The sequence below is a fragment of the Micromonospora sp. NBC_00389 genome, assembly GCF_036059255.1.
GTDB lineage: Bacteria > Actinomycetota > Actinomycetes > Mycobacteriales > Micromonosporaceae > Micromonospora.
Genome location: NZ_CP107947.1, coordinates 3,882,918 through 3,903,519 on the forward strand (window position 1 = coordinate 3,882,918; position 20,602 = coordinate 3,903,519).

Here is a 20,602-nt window from a genome sequence, read left to right on the forward strand (position 1 = left end):
GGCGCCGGACGACCGGCGGCCGGGCCGCGTGAACCTCACCGAGCTGGGCTACGTCGCGGGCTGGCGGGTAATCCGTGCGCTGCCCCGGCCGCTGGTGGCCGCGGCGTTCCAGGCGGGCGCGGACCGCGCCCACCGCCGCGCCGGTGGGGGTACGGCTCGACTGCGCGCGAACCTGCGCCGGGTGGTCGGCCCGGATCTGCCCGAGGTCGAGCTGGACGAGTTGGTGAAGCGCGGGCTGCGCTCGTACGCCCGGTACTGGATGGAGGCGTTCCGGCTGCCCTCGATGAGCCGGGCGCAGATCCTGGCCAATTTCCGGCTCGACGGCGCCGAGCTGCTCGCCGCCGACGTGGCTGCCGGCCGGGGCGCGGTGGTGGCGCTGCCACACGGCGGCAACTGGGATGCCGCGGGCGCCTGGGTGGCGGCCACCGGTTGGCCGATCACCACGGTCATGGAGCGGCTCAAGCCGGAGGGCGTGTACGAGCGTTTCGTAGCCTTCCGGAAGGGTCTGGGGATGGAGATCCTGCCGACCCACGGCGGGCCGCGTCCAGCGTTCGACGTGCTGCTGGACCGGGTACGCGCTGGCGCGGTGGTGCCACTGCTGGCCGACCGGGACCTCTCCGCCCGTGGGGTGGAGGTGGACTTCTTCGGCGGGAAGACCAGGATGCCGGCCGGGCCGGCGTTGCTCGCGCTGCACACCGGCGCCCCGCTCTACGTGGCATCGATGTGGTACGAACCGGACAGGGCGTGCGCATCTCTCGCCGGCCCGCTGCCGGTACCCGGGCCGGAGGAGGGGCCGCTGGACGAGCGGGTCCGGTCGCTGACCCAGCTGATCGCCGACCGTCTGGCGGCGGGTATCGCCCGGCATCCGGAAGACTGGCACATGTTGCAGCGGATGTGGCTGGACCAGCGGGGGACGGAAGGCGGCACCGTGCTGCCCTCGCCGGCCGCCGGTCAGGCCTGAGGGGGTGGGCACGGTGAGCGCGAGGAGTGCACCGCAGCGGAGCCCCGCAGTCGCGAGCGAGGGGCGCTGACGTATGCGGATCGGCATCGTCTGCCCGTACTCCTTCGACGTCCCCGGCGGGGTGCAGAACCACGTGATGGACCTCGCCGAGGCGCTGATCACGCTCGGCCACCAGGTCAGCGTGCTCGCCCCGGCCGACGAGGACTCCCCGCTGCCGGAGTACGTGGTCTCCGCCGGCCGGGCCGTGCCGTTGCCGTACAACGGCTCGGTGGCCCGGATCGCGTTCGGCCCGGTCTCCACCGCCCGGGTCCGGCGTTGGATCACCAATGGCGACTTCGACGTGCTGCACGTGCACGAGCCGCTCACGCTGAGCCTGTCGCTGCTGGCGGTGCTCTCCGCCCGGGGCCCGGTGGTGGCCACCTTCCACACCGCGATGACCCGTTCGCGGGTGCTGGCCGCCGCGCAGGGTGTGCTCCAGATCGTGCTGGAGCGGATCACCGCCAGGATCGCGGTCAGCGCGCTGGCCCGCAAGGTGCAGGTCGAGCACATGGACGGCGGCGCCGTGGAGATCCCCAACGGGGTGGCGGTGGCCAAGTTCGCCGACGCCGAGCCGTTGCCCGGCTGGCCGGGGGAGTGCACCCCGGGCACCGGCGGCACGCTGGGTTTCCTGGGCCGCTTCACCGAGGCGCGCAAGGGCTTCCCGGTGCTGCGTGACGCGTTCGTGGAGCTGGCCGCCACCCGACCCGAGCTGCGGCTGCTGGTCGCCGGCCCGGGCGACCCCGACGACCTGTATGACCGGTTTCCGGCCGAGTTGCGTGACCGGGTGACCTTCCTCGGCCTGGTGTCCGAGCCGGACAAGGCGCGGATGCTGCGCAGCGTGCACCTCTACGTGGCGCCGAACACCGGCGGCGAGTCGTTCGGCATGATCCTCACCGAGGCCCTGGCCGCCGGTACCACGGTGGTCGCCAGCGACCTGGACGCGTTCCGGCGGGTCCTCGACGGCGGCCGGGCCGGGCGGCTCTTCCCCACCGGCGACCCGGCGGGGTTGCGCGACGCGCTGGCCGATCTGCTCGACGATCCGGCCGGTCGGGCCGTGCTGAGCGCCTGCGGTGATCAGGTCGTGGCGAATTTCGACTGGCCGGTGGTTGCTCGGCGCGTTCTGGAGGTATACGCAGCGGCGATCGAGGCAACCGACGGGCGGGTCATCGACCAGGAATGGGTGGGGCTGGGCTGAGCCGGTGTGACGCATGGTGCGGGCGGTGACCGGGGTTCCCGGCGCGGCCGCGCCCGGACGGACGGAAACGGAGCAGCACTACGATGCCGCACATGTGGTGGGTGGTGGCCGCGAGCGTGGTCGTGGGGCTGGTCGCGGCGTACCTGATCTGGACCGCCGGGCGGGTCGAGCGGCTGCAGGGCCGCGCGGAGCTGGCGGCCCGGGCCCTCGACGCCCACCTGCTGCGCCGGGCGGCGGCCGCCGCCGTGTTGGCTGAGCGGCACTTCGGCGTCGAGTTGTACGCGGCGGCCCGGATCGCCCTGGACGCCCACCCGGACGAGCGGGAGGCCGCCGAGAACGACCTGACCCGGCAGCTCCGCGGGGTGCAGCTCGATCCGACCGATCCGGACTGTGGGGCGGTTATCGCCGCCAGTCGCCGGCTCGCGCTGTCCCGGCAGGTGCACACCGACCTGGTCCGTGACGCCCGGTCGGCGCGCAGCCGGCCGCTGGTGCGGTTGTTGCGGATGGGGCGGGGCCGGGAGTGGCCGCGCTACTTCGACATCGACGACCCGACCCTGGCCGTTCCCACGGACGTGCCGGCGAACTGATCGGGAGCTGCTCGGCGGGCCGGTGACGGTTGCCACTACGCAGGCCACCGGGGGTCTGATTGGCTGTCGGAACGGCGTTGACCTCCGCGTAGCATTTTTCCTGCCACCCCCAGAGCACGTCCCGAGGAGCGCTGACCCGTGTCCGAAACCACCGCGAACACCGGAACCACCCCCGTCGTCGGCACCGCCCGCGTCAAGCGGGGCATGGCCGAGATGCTCAAGGGTGGCGTGATCATGGATGTGGTCAACGCCGAGCAGGCCAAGATCGCTGAGGACGCCGGCGCCGTCGCGGTGATGGCCCTGGAGCGGGTGCCCGCCGACATCCGCGCGCAGGGCGGGGTGTCCCGGATGAGCGACCCGGACATGATCGACGGGATCATCGCGGCGGTCTCCATCCCGGTGATGGCCAAGGCCCGCATCGGCCACTTCGTGGAGGCGCAGATCCTCCAGTCGCTCGGCGTGGACTACGTCGACGAGTCCGAGGTCCTGACCCCGGCCGACTATGCCAACCACATCGACAAGTGGGCCTTCACGGTCCCCTTCGTCTGTGGTGCGACCAACCTGGGCGAGGCGCTGCGCCGGATCACCGAGGGCGCGGCCATGATCCGCTCCAAGGGCGAGGCGGGCACCGGTGACGTCTCCAACGCCACCACCCACATGCGCAAGATCCGCCAGGAGATCCGCCGGCTCTCCTCGCTGCCGACCGACGAGCTGTACGTCGCGGCCAAGGAGCTTCAGGCCCCGTACGAGCTGGTCAAGGAGGTCGCCGAGAACGGCAAGTTGCCGGTGGTGCTGTTCACCGCCGGTGGGATCGCCACCCCGGCCGACGCCGCGATGATGATGCAGCTCGGCGCGGAGGGCGTTTTCGTCGGCTCCGGCATCTTCAAGGCCGGCAACCCGGCTCAGCGGGCCGCCGCGATCGTCAAGGCCACCACCTTCCACGACGACCCGGACGTGCTGGCCAAGGTCTCCCGTGGTCTCGGCGAGGCGATGGTCGGCATCAACGTGGACGAGATCCCGCAGCCGCACCGTCTGGCCGAGCGGGGCTGGTGAGCGCCCTGAGCGCCCCCACCATCGGTGTGCTCGCGCTCCAGGGGGACGTCCGCGAGCACGTGGCGGCGCTGGCCGCGGTGGGCGCGGACGCCCGCCCGGTCCGCCGTCCAACCGAGCTGGACGCGGTCGACGGGCTGGTCATCCCCGGGGGCGAGTCCACCACCATGAGCAAGCTCGCCGACATCTTCGAGCTGCGCGAGCCGATCGACAAGCGGATCGCCGACGGTATGCCCGTCTACGGGTCCTGCGCCGGCATGATCATGCTGGCCACCGAGGTGCTCGACGGCCGGCCGGACCAGCGTGGCTTCGCCGGCATCGAGATGACCGTCCGACGGAACGCGTTCGGCCGGCAGGTCGACTCGTTCGAGGCGCCGGTGGAGATCGCCGGAGTCGAGGGCGAGCCGTTCCACGCGGTGTTCATCCGCGCGCCGTGGGTCGAGCGGGTCGGTGACGGCGTCGAGGTGATCGGGAAGGTGACCGGTGGCCCGGCCGCCGACCGGATCGTGGCGGTCCGGCAGGGCAATCTGCTGGCCACCTCGTTCCACCCGGAGCTGACCGGTGACCTGCGCGTGCACGCGTACTTCGTGGACATGATCCGCACCGCCTCCTGACGGCGTGACCCGTCGCCTCAGCCGGCGACCGCGCGCAGTTGCCCCGGGCGGCGACCCGCCAACTGGTCGAGCGCGGTCGCCGTGGCGGCGTCGGCGGGCAACTGCACCACCAGTCGCTGCGGGTCGACCTCGGCCAGCTCCATCGTCTCGAAGTTGAGGCGCAACAGCCCCGCCTCCGGATGGCGCACCGTCAGCACGCCGGTACGCGCGGCGGTGACCGGCCGCCGCCGCCAGCGGTCGGTGAACGGCGCGCCCACCGTACGGGCCAGCCGCTCGGCGAAGGCGTCGCTGGCTGGGTCGCCCCGGCGCAGCAGGTGCAGCTCCGCGACCTGCTGGTCGGCCAGCGCCGACCACTGCGGGTGGTACGCACGGGCCCGCTCGTCGGTCAGCACCCACCAGATGAGGTTCGGTCGCGTCCCGTCCAGCAGGCCGAGCGGGCGGGCCAGCAGGTCGAACGGCTCATTCCAGGCCAGTACGTCGCCGAGCCGGTTGAGCACGTGCGCCGGGGTGTCGAGCATCGCGTCGAGCATCGCGCGGACCGTTGGCCGGACGGTGCGGGAAATCGTCGTCCGGTCGCCCGAGCACAGCTGTCGGGCGTGCTGGGCCGAGGCGAGCTGCCGCAGGTGTTCCCGGTCGGCGCTGTCCAGGCGCAGGGCGTCGGCGAGCGCGGCGAGGATCTCCGGCGACGGCCGGGTGTCGCGGCCCTGCTCCAGCCGGGTCAGGTACTCCACGCTGACCTGCGCCAGCGTCGCCAGTTCGGCCCGGCGCAGCCCGGGGGTACGTCGGCGGGGACCCTCGGCGAGGCCGACCTCGGCCGGCCGCCGCGCCTCGCGGCGACTGCGCAGGAACGCGCCCAGCTCTCCGTCTATCACCGAACCAGTCTGGCAGCCGGCGCCGGCCGGTGGGTGGCCCTGGCAAGGCCATCCTCGCGGCGGTCTCCCCGCCCCGTCCCGTCGCCCGCAGGATCGTGGTCATGAGTGACGCACAGAGCACAGGACCGCTGCGGGTCGGTGTGATCGTGGGCAGCACGCGGCCCGGCCGGCGCGGCGCGGCGGTCGCCCGTTGGGTCATGGAGGTGGCTAAGCGGCACGAGGCGGTACGCGCCGGGGACGCCGTCTTCACGCTGGTCGACCTCGCGGAGCAGGCGTTGCCACTGCTCGACGAGCCGGTGCCGGCGCTGTTCGGCGACTACCGGCGCCCGCACACTCGGCGTTGGGCGGCCGTGGTGGACGGCTGCGACGCCTTCGTCTTCGTCACCCCGGACTACAACCGCTCGATACCGGCCGCGCTCAAGAACGGCATCGACTACCTGTACGCGGAGTGGACCGGCAAGGTGGCCGGAGTGCTGAGCTACGGCGCGCAGGGCGGCAACCGGGCCGCCGACCACCTGCGGGCGATCCTCACCGAGGTGCGGACCGTGGTGGTGCCGACGGGTGTGGCGCTGTCGATCTTCACCGACTTCGACTTCACCGGGGCCGACCCTGGTGACCGGACCGCCGGCCGCTTCGCGCCGGGCGACGGCCGGGAGGCGGAGCTGTCGACGATGCTCGCCGAGGTCGTGACCTGGTCCCGGGCGCTGCGCCCGGCGGACCGGGCCCTGCTGGGGTCGTCGTAGCCGTCCGGGGATTTTCGTCCCGTCTGCTCCGATTGGAGCGGACGGGGCGGAGCCGCCGCGCGCGGTGCATGACAGCGACCCCGGTGACGTCGGTAGGATTGCCGAGATTCGGCAGCGCCATCTGCCCGCCACGGCTTCCACCAGAGCTGACCGGCACCTCCGCGTGCGCCGGCGGAAGCGGGGCGTGCGCGGTGCCCTCGATGCAGACGGCGGGTAGCAACGGAGGTAACAGATGTCCGGCCACTCAAAGTGGGCGACGACCAAGCACAAGAAGGCCGTCATCGACGCCAAGCGCGGCAAGATGTTCGCCAAGCTGATCAAGAACGTCGAGGTGGCCGCGCGGACCGGCGGTGGCGACCCGTCCGGCAACCCGACGCTCTACGACGCCATCCAGAAGGCGAAGAAGAGCTCGGTGCCGAACGACAACATCGACCGCGCGGTCAAGCGCGGCTCCGGCCTGGAGGCCGGCGGTGCCGACTGGCAGACCATCATGTACGAGGGCTACGGCCCGAACGGCGTGGCGATGCTGATCGAGTGCCTCACGGACAACCGCAACCGGGCGGCGACCGAGGTGCGCACCGCGCTGACCCGCAACGGCGGCTCGCTCGCCGACGCCGGCTCGGTGTCGTACATGTTCTCCCGCAAGGGCGTGGTGATCGTCCCCAAGGAGAGCACGAGCGAGGACGACGTGATGATGGCCGTCCTCGACGCCGGCGCCGAGGAGGTCAACGACCTCGGTGAGGCGTACGAGGTGGTCTCCGAGCCGACCGACCTGATCGCGGTCCGCACCGCGCTTCAGGACGCTGGCATCGAGTACGAGTCGGCCGAGTCCTCCCTCATCCCCAGCATGAACATCCCGCTGGACGAGGAGGGCGCGCGCAAGATCTTCAAGCTGATCGACGTCCTGGAGGACTGCGACGACGTGCAGAACGTCTACGCGAACTTCGACGTCAGCGACGACGTGATGGCCGCGGTGGACGCCTGACCGTGCGGTTCGCGCCGGGCGAGGTGGTCGTCCGGCGCGAGGTCCTGCTCGGCGAGGTCTGGTTCGGCTGCCCGACGATCTGCGTCGAGGACTCGCCCGACCTGCTCGCCCTCTACCTCCCACCGGGGGCCGAGTTCGGCTTCCCGGAGTCCGGCACCTTCCCGTGCGGGCGGCACCCCTGGCAGACGGCCGGGCACCGCGCCTGGCAGGGGCACGGCAAGCTGATGCTGCAACGCCCCGGCGAGGCGCACTCGGTGGACGTCTTCTGGACGGGCCCGGAGCGCGACTTCGCCGGCTGGTACTTCAACCTCCAGGATCCGCTGCGGCGTACCCCGATCGGGGTGGACACCCTGGACCACGAGCTGGACCTGTGGTGGGGCGCGGACGCCGACCGGTACGTCTGGAAGGACGTGGAGATGTTCGCGCAGCGCCTCGTCGAGGGGCGCTACCCGGGCATGGCGGAAGCCATCCGCGGCGAGGGCGACCGGATCGCCGCGCTGCTCGACGCGGGCCAACGCTGGTGGGACCCGGCGTGGGCGTCCTGGCGACCCGACCCGTCCTGGCCGGTGCCCCGGTTGCCCGCCGACTGGGACCGGGTGCCGCCCGCCCGTTGAACGCGAACGGGCGCCGGTGTCCGATCAGGACACCGACGCCCGCCCTGGCCGGTCACCGGTCAGCCGATGGTCTCCCGCTCGCGCCAGGCGGCGCGCAGGGAGGTCCGGCCGTTGGTCCGCAGCAGCGACCCCTCGTAGATGCGGGCCCCGGCGACCACGAAGGCGCAGGCGCCGACCAGCAGGATGGCCAGCGAGACGATCGGCTCCCAGCCGGCCGCGTCCCCGGTGAAGAGCCGCAGCGGCATCGCCGCTGGCGACGAGATCGGCAGGTACGACAGCACCTTCATGGCGGCGGGGTTGTCGTTGAAGAAGATCACCGCGAAGAACGGCAGCATGACGGCGAGCTGCACCGGCGTCGACACACCGGCGATGTCCTCCTGCCGGTTGACCAGTGCTCCGGCCGCCGCCCACATCGCGGCCAGCAGCACGAAGCCGAGAAGGAAGAACGGTACGAACCAGCCGATCGCCGGGGCGAGCAGGGTGAGCAGGTCGCCGCTGTCGCCGATCTGCATGCCGACGACGGCGACAAGGGCGATCAGTGCGATCTGCCCGAGCGCCAGGATGCCGCCGGCGATCACCTTGCCGGCCAACAACGCCCGTACCGGTATGGCCGCGACCAGGATCTCCACGATCCGGGTCTGCTTCTCCTCGGTGACGCTCTGTGCGATCTGCAGGCCGAAGGTCTGCGAGGTGAGGAAGAAGACGAACGCGAAGACGAACGGCACCAGGAATGCCACCACCGGGTCGACCGCGTCCGGGTCCAGCAGCCGTAGCGGCGGAGCGCTGCTCAACGCCTGCACCACGTCGTCGGGGGCCTCGTCCATGGCGAGCACCGCCGGGCCGGCGACCACCGCTGCGTCCACGTCGCCGTCGCGGACGGCCTGTTCGGCGGCGCGGTCGTCGGGCACCACGCGGACGTCGAGGCCGGCGGCTCGCAGCGGGCCGGCGGCGTCCTGGGTGACCGCGACACTCGCCGGCCCGCCGGAGAGCAACGGCGGCAGGATCGTGCCGGCCGCGGCGATCAGCAGGAAGAAGAGCGTGCCGAACAGGAAGGTACGGTCGCGCAGCTTGACCCGGATCTCGCGGGCGGCGACCAGCCGGGTGGCCTGGTAGGTGTTCACTGGGTGACCTCTCGGAAGATCTCGGTGAGCGAGGGGGTGACCGGGCGGAAGGCGCGCACCGGGCCCCGCGCAAGGGCCGCCCGCAGCACCGCCTGCTCGTCGGCGCCCGGCGCGAGGTCGAAGACCGCGCGGGCGCCGTCCAGGTCCACCAGCGTCACGTCGGGCTGGTCGCGCAGCCAGCCCGCGTCGGTGTCGACCACCAGCTCGAACCGGGGCACCGTGTATGTCGCGCGCAGTTGCTCCCGGCTGCCGGCGGCCCGGATCGTGCCGTCCGCGATGATCACCAGGTCGTCGCAGAGCCGCTCGACCACGTCGAGCTGGTGACTGGAGAAGAGCACCGGCACGCCCGCCTTGGCCCGCTCCCGCAGCACCGTCACGACCGTGTCGACGGCCAGCGGGTCCAGGCCGGAGAACGGCTCGTCGAGCACCAGCACCTCGGGGTCGTGCACCAGCGCGGCGGCGATCTGGGCGCGCTGCTGGTTGCCCAGTGACAGCGTCTCCAGGAGGTCGTCGCCGCGCTCGTCGAGCCCGACCCGTTCCAGCAGCGTGTCGGTGCTGCGCCGGGCCGCGACCGCGTTCAGCCCGTGCAGGCGGCCCAGGTAGGTCACCTGTTCCCGGACGCTCATCTTCGGATAGAGGCCGCGTTCCTCCGGCATGTAGCCGAACCGCTGCCGGTCCTCCCGGGTCAGTGGGGCACCCTGCCAGGTGACCTCGCCGGCGTCCGGGGCGAGCACGCCCAGGACGATCCGCATGGTGGTGGTCTTGCCGGCGCCGTTGGCGCCCACGAAGCCGGTCATCCGGCCGGCGGCCACCTCGAAGGAGACGTTCTTGAGTACCTGCCGGTCGCCGAAGCTGCGGTCGACGCCGTCGAGGCGGAGCGTTCTGGTCACGCACCCACGGTAGAGAGAACACGTCGGTCCGCCGTCCGCCCGGCGGTTGAGCCGGCGGGTCCACCTCGCGGCGGATGCCGGTCAGCCGCCGGGGCGGACCACCCCGTTCTCGTACGCGAAGACCACCGCCTGCACCCGGTCGCGCAGGCCGAGCTTGGCCAGCACCCGGCTCACGTGCGTCTTCACCGTCGCCTCGCCCAGGTGCATGGTCGTGGCGATCTCCGCGTTGCTGGATCCGGCGGCGAGCAGCACCAGCACCTCCCGTTCGCGCGGGGTCAGCTCGCGCAGTGCGGCCTCGGCGGCCGGCCCCTGGTGGGCGGTGCCTGTCGGGTCGCCGGGGCGGGCGAAGGTGGAGATCACCCGACGGGTGATCTCCGGGGCGAGTAGGCCGTCGCCCCTGGCCAGTACCCGGATCGCCTCGATCAGCTCCTCCGGTGTGCCGTTCTTGAGCAGGAAGCCACTGGCCCCGGCCCGCAGCGCGGCGAACAGGTAGTCGTCGCGGTCGAAGGTGGTGAGGATCAGCACCGCTGGCGCGTCGGGCCCGTCCCCGGTGATCCGCCGGGTGGCCTCCAGCCCGTCCATCCCGGGCATTTCCACGTCCATCAGCACCACGTCCGGTTGGGTGGCCCGGGTCATGGTGACGGCGCGCGCGCCGTCCGCCGCCTCGCCAACCACCTCGATGTCGTCCTCCACCTCGAGGATGACCCGGAAGCCGGTGCGGACAAGGTGCTGGTCGTCGGCGAGCAGCACCCGGATCGGGTCGTCCGCGCCGGGCAGCGTGGCGTCGGCCGGCGGGGCGGTCACGCCGACCACCCGGCGCCGGCCGCGGCGGTTTCGCCCAGCCTCGACGTCTCGGCGGGCAGCGGTAGTCGGGCGCGGACCCGCCAGCCGCCGCCGGGGCGCGGGCCGGCTTCCAGGACGCCGTCCTGGGCGGCGACCCGCTCCCGCATGCCGATGAGGCCGAGCCCGTCCGCGTGGGGCGGAGCGCCGGTCCGTCCGTCGTCGCTCACGTCCAGCTCCACCTCTCGCGCCAGGTAGCGGATCCGCACGTCGAGCAGACCGGCCCCGGCGTGTTTCAGCGTGTTGGTCACCGCCTCCTGCACCACCCGGTACGCCGTCTGGGAGACCGACGCGGGTAGCGGGACCGGTTCGCCGTACACCCCGACGGTGGCCGTGAGCCCGGCGGCGCGGGCCCGCTCGACCAGCTCGTCGATCCGGTCGACCGTCCCGGTCGACGGCGGCGGTGGCGCGGTGTCGCCGTCGGGGGCGCGCAGCACGCCCAGCATCCGGCGCAGCTCGTCGACGGCGGTGCGGGCGCTCTGCTCGATGGCGCTCAGCGCCGTCCGGGCCTTGCCCGGGTCGCGGTCCCACACCCGGCGGCAGGCGGACGCCTGCACCCCCATCACCGACACGTGGTGGGCGACCACGTCGTGCAGCTCCCGGGCGATGCGCACCCGTTCGCCGAGCACCGCCCGTTCGCGGGCCTCGGCCTGCGACCGGCGCAGCTCCTCGGCCTGGGCGCGCAGCTCGTGCTCGCGCCGCGCGGCCACCCAGGAGGTCTCACCGAAGAAGTATGCGAAGCCGAAGTACAACACGTTGATCAGTACGCCGGTCACCATCGCGGCGAGCACCGGCGGCACCGGCCCGACCGCGTCGGCGAAGGCACCGTCCGGGATCTGGCCCATGCTCACCACGTAGGAGACCCCCAGCCAGGCGAACATGGCGGCGATGACGCCGATCCGCAGCCGGCGGGCGAGCCGGCGGTCCCGTCCCCAGGCGCCGACGGTGTAGAGGGCGCTGAACAGCGCCCACGAGGAGAGCTGGGTTTCCGGAGCCGACCGTGCCTGCGCGGCGATGAACGCCACCGAGACCACCAGCAGGGTGGCGGCCGGCCAGCGCCGCCGCCAGATCAGCGGCAGGGTGACCGCGACGGTCCAGAGCACCTGCTCCGGCCCGGACGGCGGCGGGCCCAGCAGGAAGGCCCCGGTGCTGCGGGCCAGGGTGAGGCTGATCAGTGCCAGCAGGGTCACCGCCAGCCCGATCCAGAGATCGATCCGGCGCTGCTCCGGCGTCGGAGCCGGGCGACGCCATTCGTCACGCTGTGCCACGGTCATCCGGGAACGATGCCACGCCGGCCACGCCAACCGCCACGGCCGCTCGCCGGTCCGTACGCCGGTGGCCTGGTCCGGTGGACGGGCGGCGGCCCGGCGCGGGGTCCGCGCCGGGCCGCCTGGTCGGCTGCTGCTCACGCTCTCGCTACCTGGCGGCGGCTCTTGGTGGCGGTGTCGATCAGGTCCCAGACCAGCACCACGGCCGCGCCCACCGCGATGGCAGCTCCGAGGGTGTTCCGGTTGTCCCCTTCCGCCAGCCAGCTCAGCCGATCGCCCAGGGCCGGGTTGAGCAGCCGGTCGGAGAGCGCCAACCACACCACCGGCACCGTGAACGCCAGGTTGAGCAGGGCCTTCACCCCGAACAGGGTCCAGGTCCAGCGCCCGATCCGGTACTTGACGATCTCGAACAGCATGGTGGCCAGCAGCACCGCGATCAGCGCCGGCAGCCAGAACGACCACAGCGCCGGGTCGAGGATCGGGATGTTGTTGCCGTCGGTCTCGTGCACCCAGGACTGGTAGTGCTGGAAGGGCAGGTAGCCGATGGCCAGCGCCAGCATGGCCACCGAGGCGATGGTGTCGGCGAGGGAGATGTCCCGGTGCGCGGGGACGTCGGGCAGCTGGTCGACGGTCCAGTCGGGCAGGCCGGAGACGGGTTGGAAGCGCTCGATGAGGGCGAAGGTCAGGGTGAGCCAGAAGGCGATCTGCACGGCCACCTCGATGGCGGTGCCGATGCCGGAGCCGATGGCCCCGAAGCCCTTGCCGTCCGCCACGTCGATGATCGCGACCACCGTGCCGACGATCGCCGGGACGAGGCTGAGCAGCACCTTCAGCAGCCGCAGCCAGACGAGGTAGTAGGTCGGGCCGATGAGCTGCAGCCGGCGGTCGGTGTACCGGGCGGCCAGCAGGTCCGGGTTGCCCAGCTCGGTGAGCACCTCCCGCTCGGCGGTGGTGGTGTCCTGGCCGCCGCCGGTCCGGTCCTCGATCATGTCCTCGATCGAGGCGCGCAGCTCGGTGGCGATCTCGTCCCGGCGCTGGGTGGGCACCGAGCGCAGGGTGGCGGCGAGATAGCGGTCGGTCAGGGTGTTCATCGGTCCACTCCTTGGATCAGGCCGGTGATAGAGGTTTGTACGGCGGCGAGGTCGTCGAGGAGCCGGCTCAGCATCGACTCGCCCTCGTCGCTGGTCCGGTAGAACTTGCGCGGCCGGCTTTCCTCGGTGTTCCACTCGCTGGTCAGCAGGCCCTGGTCCTCCAGGCGGCGCAGCAGCGGGTAGAGCGTGTTGGCGTCCACCGGGAAGCCGTGGTCGGTGAGCCGTTGCAGCAGTGCGTAGCCGTAGTCCGGTCGGCGCAGCGCGACCAGGCTGGCTACCACGACGGTGCCTCGACGCAACTCCTGTAGGTGCGTCCTCAGAACGTCCTCGCTAACCATGTGTCACACCATACTGTGTGGCACACAGTGTTGTCCAGACCGATAACATCGTGTCCGCTCGGGTCCGGCGAAGGTGGCTGGCGGTCCGGCCCTGGATGTGAAGCTGTCCCCATGGCGGAGAGCCGGTGACGAAGGAGCCACGTCTGCCGTTGACCCGCATCCCGAGCGGCTCGCAGCGGGCGGATCTGCTGGAGCTGTTCTTCGACCTCGCCGTCGTCGCCGGCCTGGCGTTGACGTCGGCGAAAATGGCCGCCGACCAGACCTGGACCGGCATCAGCCAGGGCCTACTCGTCCTGTCGACGCTCTGGGCGGTATGGGTGACCACCACGTTGATCACCGACACCTACAGTCCGCGGAAGCGACCGATCCCGTACCTGATCCTGGCCGTCATGTTCGGCCTCATGCTGATGTCGGCCGCGCTGCCGGCCGCGTTCGGCGACCACGGGCTGATCTTCGGCGGGACCTGGGCCGCGATCAACCTGGGCCGCGGGCTGACGCTCATCCGGTCCCTGCGCGGCCGGTCGGAGCAGGAGCGTTCCGTGCGCGCCCTGGTCTGGAGCCTCGGCTCGGGGACCCTCTGGGTGGTCGGCGGCCTGGTGTCCGACCCCGGGTGGCGGCTGGTCGTGTGGCTGGCCGCGCTGGCCGTCGACTACATCGCGTTCGGGTTCCGCTTCCCCATCCCCGGCCGGCCACCCCTGCCGCAGTACCAGGTGGCGCCCGAGCACCTCGCCGAGCGGTACCAGCAGATCTACATCCTCACCCTGGGCGAACTCATCCTGGTGAGCGTCCTCAGCCTGAGCCACCAGCCGTTCACCGCGGGCCGGATCGGCGCCTTCGGCACGGCGGTCCTGACGGCCGTGGTGCTGTGGTGGAGTTACGCACGAGGGGCGGGCGCGACGCTCCGCGCCGCCATCGAGTCGTCACCTCACCGAGGCCGGCTGGTGCAGACCAATCCGTACGCCCACTGGTTGATGGTGGCCGGGGTGGTCGGCACAGCCGCCGGCGTCGAACGCGTCATCGCGTGGCCGGGGGAGCAGCCGGGCACCCCCATGACCGCGCTCATCCTGGGCGGCGCCGGGCTCTTCCTCTGCGGCCGGGCGGTGTTGGAGCACGAGGTCTACCAGCGCGTGCCGCTGTCCCACGTCGTCGGTCTCGTCGCGGCGATCGCCCTCGGGCCGCTCGCCGTGCACCTGTCCGGTCTGGCGGTGAGCGTTGCCGCCGGCCTCGTGCTGCTGGGCGTCGCCGTCGGCGAACTCCTGAGAGCCCGGCGGCATCCGGCCCAGGCGCCGGCGACGACCTGAGCGGCGCTACTCGAAGCGCGACGGGTCGCCCGCACCCTGGCGCAGAATCTCCGGCTCAGGGCCCGACAGGTCGACCACCGTCGTCGGGTCCTTGCCGCAGTCGCCGGCGTCGAGCACCGCGTCGAGAAGGTGGTCGAGCCGTTCCTTGATCTCCCATCCCTGGGTCATCGGCTCCTCCTCGCCGGGCAGGGCCAGGGTGCTCGACACCAGCGGCTCGCCCAACTCGGCCAGCAGCGCCTGGGTGACGGTGTGCCGGGGTACACGGACACCGACCGTGCGCTTGCGGGGGTGCAACATCCGGCGCGGGACCTCGCGGGTGGCCGGCAGGATGAAGGTGTAACTGCCCGGGGTGGACGCCTTCACGAGGCGGAAGACCGAGTTGCTGATCTGGACGAACTGGCCGAGCTGCGCGAAGTCGCTGCAGACCAGGGTGAAGTGGTGCCGATCGTCGAGGTGGCGGATCTCGCGGATCCGGTCCAGCCCTTCGCGGTTGCCCAGTTGGGTGCCGAGCGCGTAGCAGGAGTCGGTCGGGTAGGCGACCAGCCCGCCGTCGCGGATCAGGTCGGCCACCTGGCGGATGACCCGGGGTTGCGGGTTCTCCGGGTGCACGTCGTAGTACCTCGCCATCCTCCGAGACTAGGCGCTGCGAGGAGACGAGGGCCACCCTCGGCGCGGACGGTGGAGCCGCCGAGATCACCTCGGTAGGGTAGGTCCCGGTCGGTTCCGACCATCAAGATCCACACCGCCGGGGGGCGCCACGCATGGCCGATTCGTTCGCGCATCTGCACGTGCACACCGAGTACTCGATGCTCGACGGAGCGGCCCGGCTCAAGGACCTGTTCACCGAGGCCAACCGGCTCGGCATGTCGGCGGTGGCGATCACCGACCACGGCAACATGCACGGCGCGAACGACTTCTACAACCAGGCGATGGCCGCCGGGATCACCCCGATCCTGGGCGTCGAGGCGTACGTGGCACCGGAGTCGCGCTACCACAAGGCGCGGGTCAAGTGGGGCCGGCCGGAGCAGAAGAGCGATGACATCTCCGGTAACGGCGCGATCACCCACAAGACCATGTGGGCGAAGAACGCGCAGGGCCTGAAGAACCTCTTCACCCTCAACTCGCGCGCGTCCATGGAGGGGCACTACGTCAAGTGGCCCCGGATGGACATGGAGCTGATCGCCGAGCACGCCGAGGGCATCATGGCCACCACCGGCTGCCCCTCCGGCGCGGTGCAGACCCGGCTGCGGCTGGGTCAGTTCGACGAGGCGCTCAAGGTCGCCGCGAGCTACCAGGACATCTTCGGCAAGGACAACTACTTCCTGGAGATCATGGACCACGGCCTCTCCATCGAGAGCCGGGTCCGCGAGGGTCTCACCGAGATCGCCCGCAAGCTCGACATCCCGCCGGTGGTCACCAACGACTCGCACTACACCCACGAGGCGCAGGCCACCGCGCACGACGTGCTGCTCTGCGTGCAGACCGGCAGCAACATCGACGACCCGAACAGGTTCCGGTTCGAGGGCGGCGGCTACTTCATCAAGAGCGCCGAGCAGATGCGCGGGGTCGACTCCTCGGAGCTGTGGCAGCAGGGCTGCCGCAACACCCTGCTGGTCGCCGAGAAGGTCGACCCGACCGGGATGTTCGAGTTCCACAACCTGATGCCGCGCTTCCCGGTCCCGGAAGGGGAGACCGAGGAGTCCTGGTTCCGCAAGGAGACCTTCGCCGGCCTGGCCCGCCGCTACCCGGGCGGCATCCCGGAGGGGCACGTCGTCCAGGCCGAGTACGAGTTGGGCGTCATCAACCAGATGGGCTTCCCGTCGTACTTCCTCGTGGTCGCCGACTTCATCCAGTGGGCGAAGAACCAGGGCATCGCGGTGGGGCCGGGCCGTGGTTCGGCCGCCGGCTCCCTCGTCGCGTACGCGCTGGGCATCACCGACCTCGACCCGATCCTGCACGGCCTGATCTTCGAGCGGTTCCTCAACCCCGAGCGGGTCTCGATGCCGGATGTCGACATCGACTTCGACGAGCGTCGGCGCGGCGAGGTGATCAAGTACGTCACCGACAAGTGGGGCGAGGACAAGGTCGCCCAGATCGCCACCTTCGGCACGATCAAGGCGAAGGCCGCGATCAAGGACTCGGCCCGGGTGCTCGGGTTCCCGTACGCGGTCGGCGACCGGATCACCAAGGCGATGCCGCCAGCCGTGATGGGCAAGGACATCCCGCTCACCGGCATCTTCGACCCGAAGCACGCCCGCTACGCCGAGGCCGGCGAGATCCGCGGCCTGTACGAGTCCGACCCGGACGTGCGCAAGGTGATCGACACCGCGAAGGGCATCGAGGGGCTGATCCGGCAGACCGGTGTGCACGCGGCCGGTGTCATCATGTCCGCCGAGCCGATCATCGAGCACATCCCGTTGACGCGCCGCGACGCCGACGGGGCGATCATCACGCAGTTCGACTACCCGACCTGCGAGTCGCTCGGGCTGTTGAAGATGGACTTCCTCGGCCTGCGAAACCTGACGATCATCGATGACGCCGTCAAGAACATCAAGCTCAACCACGGCAAGCAGCTCGACCTGCTGGCCCTGCCGTTGGACGACAAGGCCGCCTACGAGCTGCTGGCCCGCGGTGACACCCTCGGCGTGTTCCAGCTCGACGGTGGGCCGATGCGCTCGCTGCTGCGGTTGATGAAGCCGGACAACTTCGAGGACATCTCCGCCGTCCTGGCGCTGTACCGGCCGGGCCCGATGGGCGTCGACTCGCACACCAACTACGCGCTGCGCAAGAACGGCCTCCAGGAGATCACGCCGATCCACCCGGAGCTGGAGGAGCCGCTGCGGGAGATCCTGTCGCCCACCCACGGCCTGATCGTCTACCAGGAGCAGGTCCAGCGCGCGGCGCAGATCCTCGCCGGCTACACCCTCGGTCAGGCCGACCTGCTGCGCCGGGCGATGGGTAAGAAGAAGAAGGAGATCCTCGACAAGGAGTTCATCCCGTTCCGGGACGGCTGCCGCGAGCGCGGCTACTCCGACGAGGCGATCCAGGCGGTCTGGGACGTCCTGGTGCCGTTCGCCGGGTACGCCTTCAACAAGGCGCACTCCGCCGCGTACGGGCTGGTCTCCTACTGGACCGCGTACCTGAAGGCGCACTACCCGGCCGAGTACATGGCGGGGCTGCTGACCAGCGTCGGCGACGACAAGGACAAGATGGCGCTCTATCTGTCCGAGTGTCGCCGGATGCGCATCCAGGTGCTGCCACCGGACGTGAACACCTCGGCCGGGCCGTTCACCCCGGTCGGCAAGGACATCCGCTTCGGCCTGGCCGCCGTGCGCAACGTCGGCGCCAACGTGGTCGCGTCGATCATGCGCTGCCGGGAGGAGAAGGGCGACTACGCCGACTTCTACGACTTCCTGTCCAAGGTGGACGCGGTGGTCTGCAACAAGAAGACGATCGAATCGCTGATCAAAGCGGGCGCCTTCGACTCGCTGGAGCACCCGCGCAAGGGCCTGCTCGCGGTGCACGCCGACGCCATCGACGCGTACGCCGACGTCAAGCGCAAGGAGGCGGTCGGCCAGTACGACCTCTTCGGCGCCGGCTTCGGCGATACCGACACCGGCAGCACGACGGTGATGCCCACCATCGGCGACAGCGAGTGGGACAAGCGGGACAAGCTGGCCTTCGAGCGCGAGATGCTCGGCCTGTACGTCTCCGACCACCCGCTGTTCGGCCTGGAGCACATCCTCGGCGCGGCGGCCGACACCACCATCGCCTCCCTCGCAGAGGACGGCGCGGTGCCCGACGGGGCGGTGGTCACCCTCGCCGGCATCCTGTCCGGGGTGCAGCGCCGGGTCACCAAGCAGGGCCGGGCCTGGGCCTCGGCCACGCTGGAGGACCTGGCCGGCGGGGTGGAGACGCTGTTCTTCCCCAACACGTACGAGGTGATCGGGCAGTACATCGCCGAGGACGCCATCGTCGTGGTCAAGGGGCGGGTGGACCGCCGCGACGACACCCCGCGGATCATGGCGATGGACATGTCCATGCCGGACGTCAGCACCAGTGCCACCAACAAGCCGGTCACCCTCACCATCCCGGTGCACCGCTGCACGCCACCGCTGGTGGAGAAGCTCAAGGAAACCCTGGTGCTGCACCCCGGCGACACCGAGGTGCACATCAAGCTGCTCAACGGCGGGCGCACCACCACCCTGCGGCTGGGTCCGTTCCGGGTGGCGGCCACCACCGCGCTGATGGGGGACCTGAAGAGCGTCCTCGGCCCGGCCAACGTGAGCTGACCGGGCCGCGGACGCCGCCGGGCTCAGCCCCGGTCGAGGGCCGCGATCTCCCGCAGCTGGCCGTCGGCCAGCCGCAGCCAGCGCTGCACGCCGATCTCGGCGAGGAACCGTTCGTCGTGGCTGACCACCACGAACGCGCCCTGGTACGCCGTCAGCGCGCTCTCCAGTTGCGCGACGCTGACCAGGTCCAGGTTGTTGGTCGGCTCGTCGAGCAGCAGCAGTTGCGGTGCCGGCTCGGCGCAGAGCACGCAGGCGAGGGTGGCGCGTAGCCGCTCGCCGCCGGAGAGCACCCCGACCGGCAGGTTCACCCGGGCGCCCCGGAACAGGAACCGGGCGAGCAGGTTCATCCGCTTCGCGTCCGGCAGGCTCGGCGCGTACGCGGCGAAGTTCTCCGCCACCGTGCGATCGAGGTCCAGCAGGTCCAGCCGCTGCGACAGGTACGCGATCCGGCCGTCGGCCCGCCGGATCTCGCCGTCCTCCGGTTCAAGGTCGCCGTCGAGCAGGCGCAGCAGCGTCGACTTGCCGGCGCCGTTGGGACCGGTGAGCGCGATCCGTTCCGGCCCCCGGATCACCAGGTCGGCGCCGTCGCCGGCGAACAGCTCCCGGTCGTCGAAGCGGACCCGCATGCCGAGCCCGGAGAAGACCGTGCGGCCGGCCGGGACGGTGGTGTCCGGCAGGTCCACGACGATCCGGTCCTCCTCGCGCAGCGCCCGGCCGGCCTCGTCGAGCCGCGCCTGGGCCTGGCCGACCCGGTTGGAGTGCGTTTCCTGGGACCGCCCGGCGGATTCCTGCGCGCCGCGCTTCATGGTGCCGGCGAAGATCTTCGGCAGGCCGGCGTTCTTCAGGTTGCGGCTGGCGTTGCTGGCTCGCCGGTCGGCGCGCTCGCGGGCCTGCTGCATCTCCCGCTTCTCCCGCTTGACCTCCTGCTCCGCGTTGCGGATGTTGCTCTCGGCCACCTCCCGTGCCGCCCGCACCGCCTCCGTGTACGCGGTGAAGTTGCCGCCGTACCAGCGGATCTCGCCACGGTCCAGCTCGGCGATGCGATCCATCCGGTCCAGCAGTTCCCGGTCGTGGCTGACCAGCAGCAGGCAGCCGGTCCATTCCGACAGCACGTCGTAGAGCTTGTGCCGGGCCTCCAGGTCCAGGTTGTTGGTGGGCTCGTCGAGCAGCAGCACGTCGGGGCGCCGGAGCAGTTGTGCGGCCAGGCCGAGGGAGACCACCTGGCCGCCGCTGAGGGTGTGCAGACGTCGGTCGAGCGACAGCTCACCCAGGCCGAGCCGGTCCAGCTCGGCGCGGGTGCGCTCCTCGATGTCCCAGTCGTCGCCGATCGTGGCGAAGTGCTCCTCGCTGGCGTCGCCGGCCTCGATGGCGTGCAGCGCCGCGATCCGCTCGGCGACGCCCAGCACCTCGGCCACGGTCAGGTCGCCGGCCAGGGGCAGGGTCTGCGGGAGGTAGCCGAGCACACCGTCGACGGTGACGCTGCCGCTGCTGGGGCGCAGCTCTCCGGCGATCAACCGCAGCAGCGTGCTCTTGCCGGCGCCGTTGGGCGCGACCAGGCCGGTGCGGCCGCCGGGGACGGTGAAGGACAGCTCCGAGAAGACCGGAGTGTCGTCCGGCCAGGAGAAGGACAGGTTCGAGCAGACGATGAACGCATCGGACATGCGAGTGACCTCAAAGGGTGGGGTGGGCGCGCCGGAGCTGCCCGAGACGAAACGGGGACCGGTGGAACGACGGCATGGCCACGGCGGCTGCGCTGACGCGCGCCGAACGGTGGCCTGAGACATCCGGTATCACCCGGAGA

The 20,602-nt window shown here is 71.4% G+C and carries 19 protein-coding genes; 10 read left to right on the forward strand and 9 right to left on the reverse strand.

The window, feature by feature from the left end; all coding sequences use genetic code 11:
• Positions 1 to 28: 28 nt before the first annotated feature.
• From OG470_RS18415 to pdxT, 5 genes are all read left to right on the forward strand, one after another.
• Positions 29 to 961, forward strand: coding sequence for a phosphatidylinositol mannoside acyltransferase (locus OG470_RS18415; RefSeq protein ID WP_328425932.1), 933 nt, complete (start codon positions 29 to 31; stop codon positions 959 to 961).
• Between the two features lie 73 nt (positions 962 to 1,034).
• A complete protein-coding gene (locus OG470_RS18420; RefSeq protein WP_328425934.1) occupies positions 1,035 to 2,195 on the forward strand; it encodes a glycosyltransferase family 4 protein in 1,161 nt (386 codons plus the stop codon).
• A gap of 83 nt (positions 2,196 to 2,278) precedes the next feature.
• Positions 2,279 to 2,782 (forward strand): hypothetical protein, encoded by a 504-nt coding sequence (locus OG470_RS18425; RefSeq protein ID WP_328425936.1) that lies wholly within the window; start codon positions 2,279 to 2,281, stop codon positions 2,780 to 2,782.
• 138 nt (positions 2,783 to 2,920) lie between these two features.
• Entirely contained in the window at positions 2,921 to 3,835 is a 915-nt protein-coding gene (gene pdxS / locus OG470_RS18430; RefSeq protein ID WP_328425938.1) for a pyridoxal 5'-phosphate synthase lyase subunit PdxS, read from the forward strand.
• Between the two features lie 5 nt (positions 3,836 to 3,840).
• Entirely contained in the window at positions 3,841 to 4,446 is a 606-nt protein-coding gene (pdxT, locus tag OG470_RS18435; RefSeq protein WP_328426449.1) for a pyridoxal 5'-phosphate synthase glutaminase subunit PdxT, read from the forward strand.
• Positions 4,447 to 4,463: 17 nt separating this feature from the next.
• On the opposite strand, the gene OG470_RS18440 is transcribed toward pdxT, so the two are convergent.
• Positions 4,464 to 5,318 carry a helix-turn-helix transcriptional regulator gene (locus OG470_RS18440; RefSeq protein ID WP_328425940.1) on the reverse strand — a complete coding sequence of 285 codons (855 nt, stop codon included), beginning with the start codon at positions 5,316 to 5,318 and terminating at the stop codon, positions 4,464 to 4,466.
• A gap of 101 nt (positions 5,319 to 5,419) precedes the next feature.
• On the opposite strand from OG470_RS18440, the gene OG470_RS18445 reads away from it, so the two are divergent.
• The 3 genes from OG470_RS18445 (at position 5,420) to OG470_RS18455 (ending at position 7,660) form a co-directional block, all read left to right on the forward strand.
• Complete coding sequence (locus OG470_RS18445; RefSeq protein ID WP_328425942.1) at positions 5,420 to 6,061, forward strand: NADPH-dependent FMN reductase; 642 nt, start codon at positions 5,420 to 5,422, stop codon at positions 6,059 to 6,061.
• A 232-nt stretch (positions 6,062 to 6,293) separates the two neighbouring features.
• Positions 6,294 to 7,046: a YebC/PmpR family DNA-binding transcriptional regulator gene (locus OG470_RS18450; RefSeq protein ID WP_121654488.1), complete on the forward strand. Its 753-nt coding sequence runs from the start codon at positions 6,294 to 6,296 to the stop codon at positions 7,044 to 7,046.
• 2 nt (positions 7,047 to 7,048) lie between these two features.
• Positions 7,049 to 7,660 (forward strand): DUF402 domain-containing protein, encoded by a 612-nt coding sequence (locus OG470_RS18455; protein ID WP_328425948.1) that lies wholly within the window; start codon positions 7,049 to 7,051, stop codon positions 7,658 to 7,660.
• Positions 7,661 to 7,719: 59 nt separating this feature from the next.
• Here the strand turns inward: OG470_RS18455 and OG470_RS18460 are convergent, their stop codons facing one another.
• The 6 genes from OG470_RS18460 to OG470_RS18485 form a co-directional block, all read right to left on the reverse strand.
• Positions 7,720 to 8,781, reverse strand: coding sequence for an ABC transporter permease (locus OG470_RS18460; RefSeq protein ID WP_328425950.1), 1,062 nt, complete (start codon positions 8,779 to 8,781; stop codon positions 7,720 to 7,722).
• Positions 8,778 to 9,671, reverse strand: coding sequence for an ABC transporter ATP-binding protein (locus OG470_RS18465; RefSeq protein WP_328425952.1), 894 nt, complete (start codon positions 9,669 to 9,671; stop codon positions 8,778 to 8,780). Before OG470_RS18465 ends, OG470_RS18460 begins: the two co-directional genes overlap by 4 nt.
• Before the next feature lie 81 nt (positions 9,672 to 9,752).
• Positions 9,753 to 10,448, reverse strand: a complete 696-nt coding sequence (locus OG470_RS18470) for a response regulator transcription factor (protein WP_328426450.1) — start codon at positions 10,446 to 10,448, stop codon at positions 9,753 to 9,755.
• A gap of 23 nt (positions 10,449 to 10,471) precedes the next feature.
• A complete protein-coding gene (locus OG470_RS18475; RefSeq protein ID WP_328425954.1) occupies positions 10,472 to 11,785 on the reverse strand; it encodes a sensor histidine kinase in 1,314 nt (437 codons plus the stop codon).
• Positions 11,786 to 11,916: 131 nt separating this feature from the next.
• Entirely contained in the window at positions 11,917 to 12,870 is a 954-nt protein-coding gene (locus OG470_RS18480; protein WP_328425956.1) for a permease prefix domain 1-containing protein, read from the reverse strand.
• Entirely contained in the window at positions 12,867 to 13,208 is a 342-nt protein-coding gene (locus OG470_RS18485; RefSeq protein WP_110564981.1) for a PadR family transcriptional regulator, read from the reverse strand. Before OG470_RS18485 ends, OG470_RS18480 begins: the two co-directional genes overlap by 4 nt.
• 125 nt (positions 13,209 to 13,333) lie before the next feature.
• On the opposite strand from OG470_RS18485, the gene OG470_RS18490 reads away from it, so the two are divergent.
• The gene (locus OG470_RS18490) at positions 13,334 to 14,509 is read left to right on the forward strand and encodes a low temperature requirement protein A (RefSeq protein WP_328425960.1); all 1,176 of its coding nucleotides are present in this window, start codon (positions 13,334 to 13,336) and stop codon (positions 14,507 to 14,509) included.
• Between the two features lie 6 nt (positions 14,510 to 14,515).
• On the opposite strand, the gene OG470_RS18495 is transcribed toward OG470_RS18490, so the two are convergent.
• Complete coding sequence (locus tag OG470_RS18495; RefSeq protein WP_328425962.1) at positions 14,516 to 15,136, reverse strand: L-threonylcarbamoyladenylate synthase; 621 nt, start codon at positions 15,134 to 15,136, stop codon at positions 14,516 to 14,518.
• A 134-nt stretch (positions 15,137 to 15,270) separates the two neighbouring features.
• Here OG470_RS18495 and dnaE point away from each other — a divergent pair, with 134 nt between their 5' ends.
• Positions 15,271 to 18,801 (forward strand): DNA polymerase III subunit alpha, encoded by a 3,531-nt coding sequence (gene dnaE / locus OG470_RS18500; RefSeq protein WP_328425964.1) that lies wholly within the window; start codon positions 15,271 to 15,273, stop codon positions 18,799 to 18,801.
• Positions 18,802 to 18,824: 23 nt separating this feature from the next.
• Here the strand turns inward: dnaE and abc-f are convergent, their stop codons facing one another.
• The gene (gene abc-f, locus OG470_RS18505) at positions 18,825 to 20,462 is read right to left on the reverse strand and encodes a ribosomal protection-like ABC-F family protein (protein ID WP_328425966.1); all 1,638 of its coding nucleotides are present in this window, start codon (positions 20,460 to 20,462) and stop codon (positions 18,825 to 18,827) included.
• Positions 20,463 to 20,602: the final 140 nt, after the last annotated feature.

Coding starts and splice junctions, on each gene's coding strand:
- OG470_RS18420 (WP_328425934.1), top strand. CDS start 1,035: ATGCGGATCGGCATCGTCTGCCCGTACTCCTTCGACGTCCCCGGCGGG.
- OG470_RS18425 (WP_328425936.1), top strand. CDS start 2,279: ATGCCGCACATGTGGTGGGTGGTGGCCGCGAGCGTGGTCGTGGGGCTG.
- OG470_RS18445 (WP_328425942.1), top strand. CDS start 5,420: ATGAGTGACGCACAGAGCACAGGACCGCTGCGGGTCGGTGTGATCGTG.
- OG470_RS18450 (WP_121654488.1), top strand. CDS start 6,294: ATGTCCGGCCACTCAAAGTGGGCGACGACCAAGCACAAGAAGGCCGTC.
- OG470_RS18475 (WP_328425954.1), bottom strand. CDS start 11,785: ATGACCGTGGCACAGCGTGACGAATGGCGTCGCCCGGCTCCGACGCCG.
- OG470_RS18480 (WP_328425956.1), bottom strand. CDS start 12,870: ATGAACACCCTGACCGACCGCTATCTCGCCGCCACCCTGCGCTCGGTG.
- OG470_RS18485 (WP_110564981.1), bottom strand. CDS start 13,208: ATGGTTAGCGAGGACGTTCTGAGGACGCACCTACAGGAGTTGCGTCGA.
- OG470_RS18495 (WP_328425962.1), bottom strand. CDS start 15,136: ATGGCGAGGTACTACGACGTGCACCCGGAGAACCCGCAACCCCGGGTC.
- dnaE (WP_328425964.1), top strand. CDS start 15,271: ATGGCCGATTCGTTCGCGCATCTGCACGTGCACACCGAGTACTCGATG.
- abc-f (WP_328425966.1), bottom strand. CDS start 20,462: ATGTCCGATGCGTTCATCGTCTGCTCGAACCTGTCCTTCTCCTGGCCG.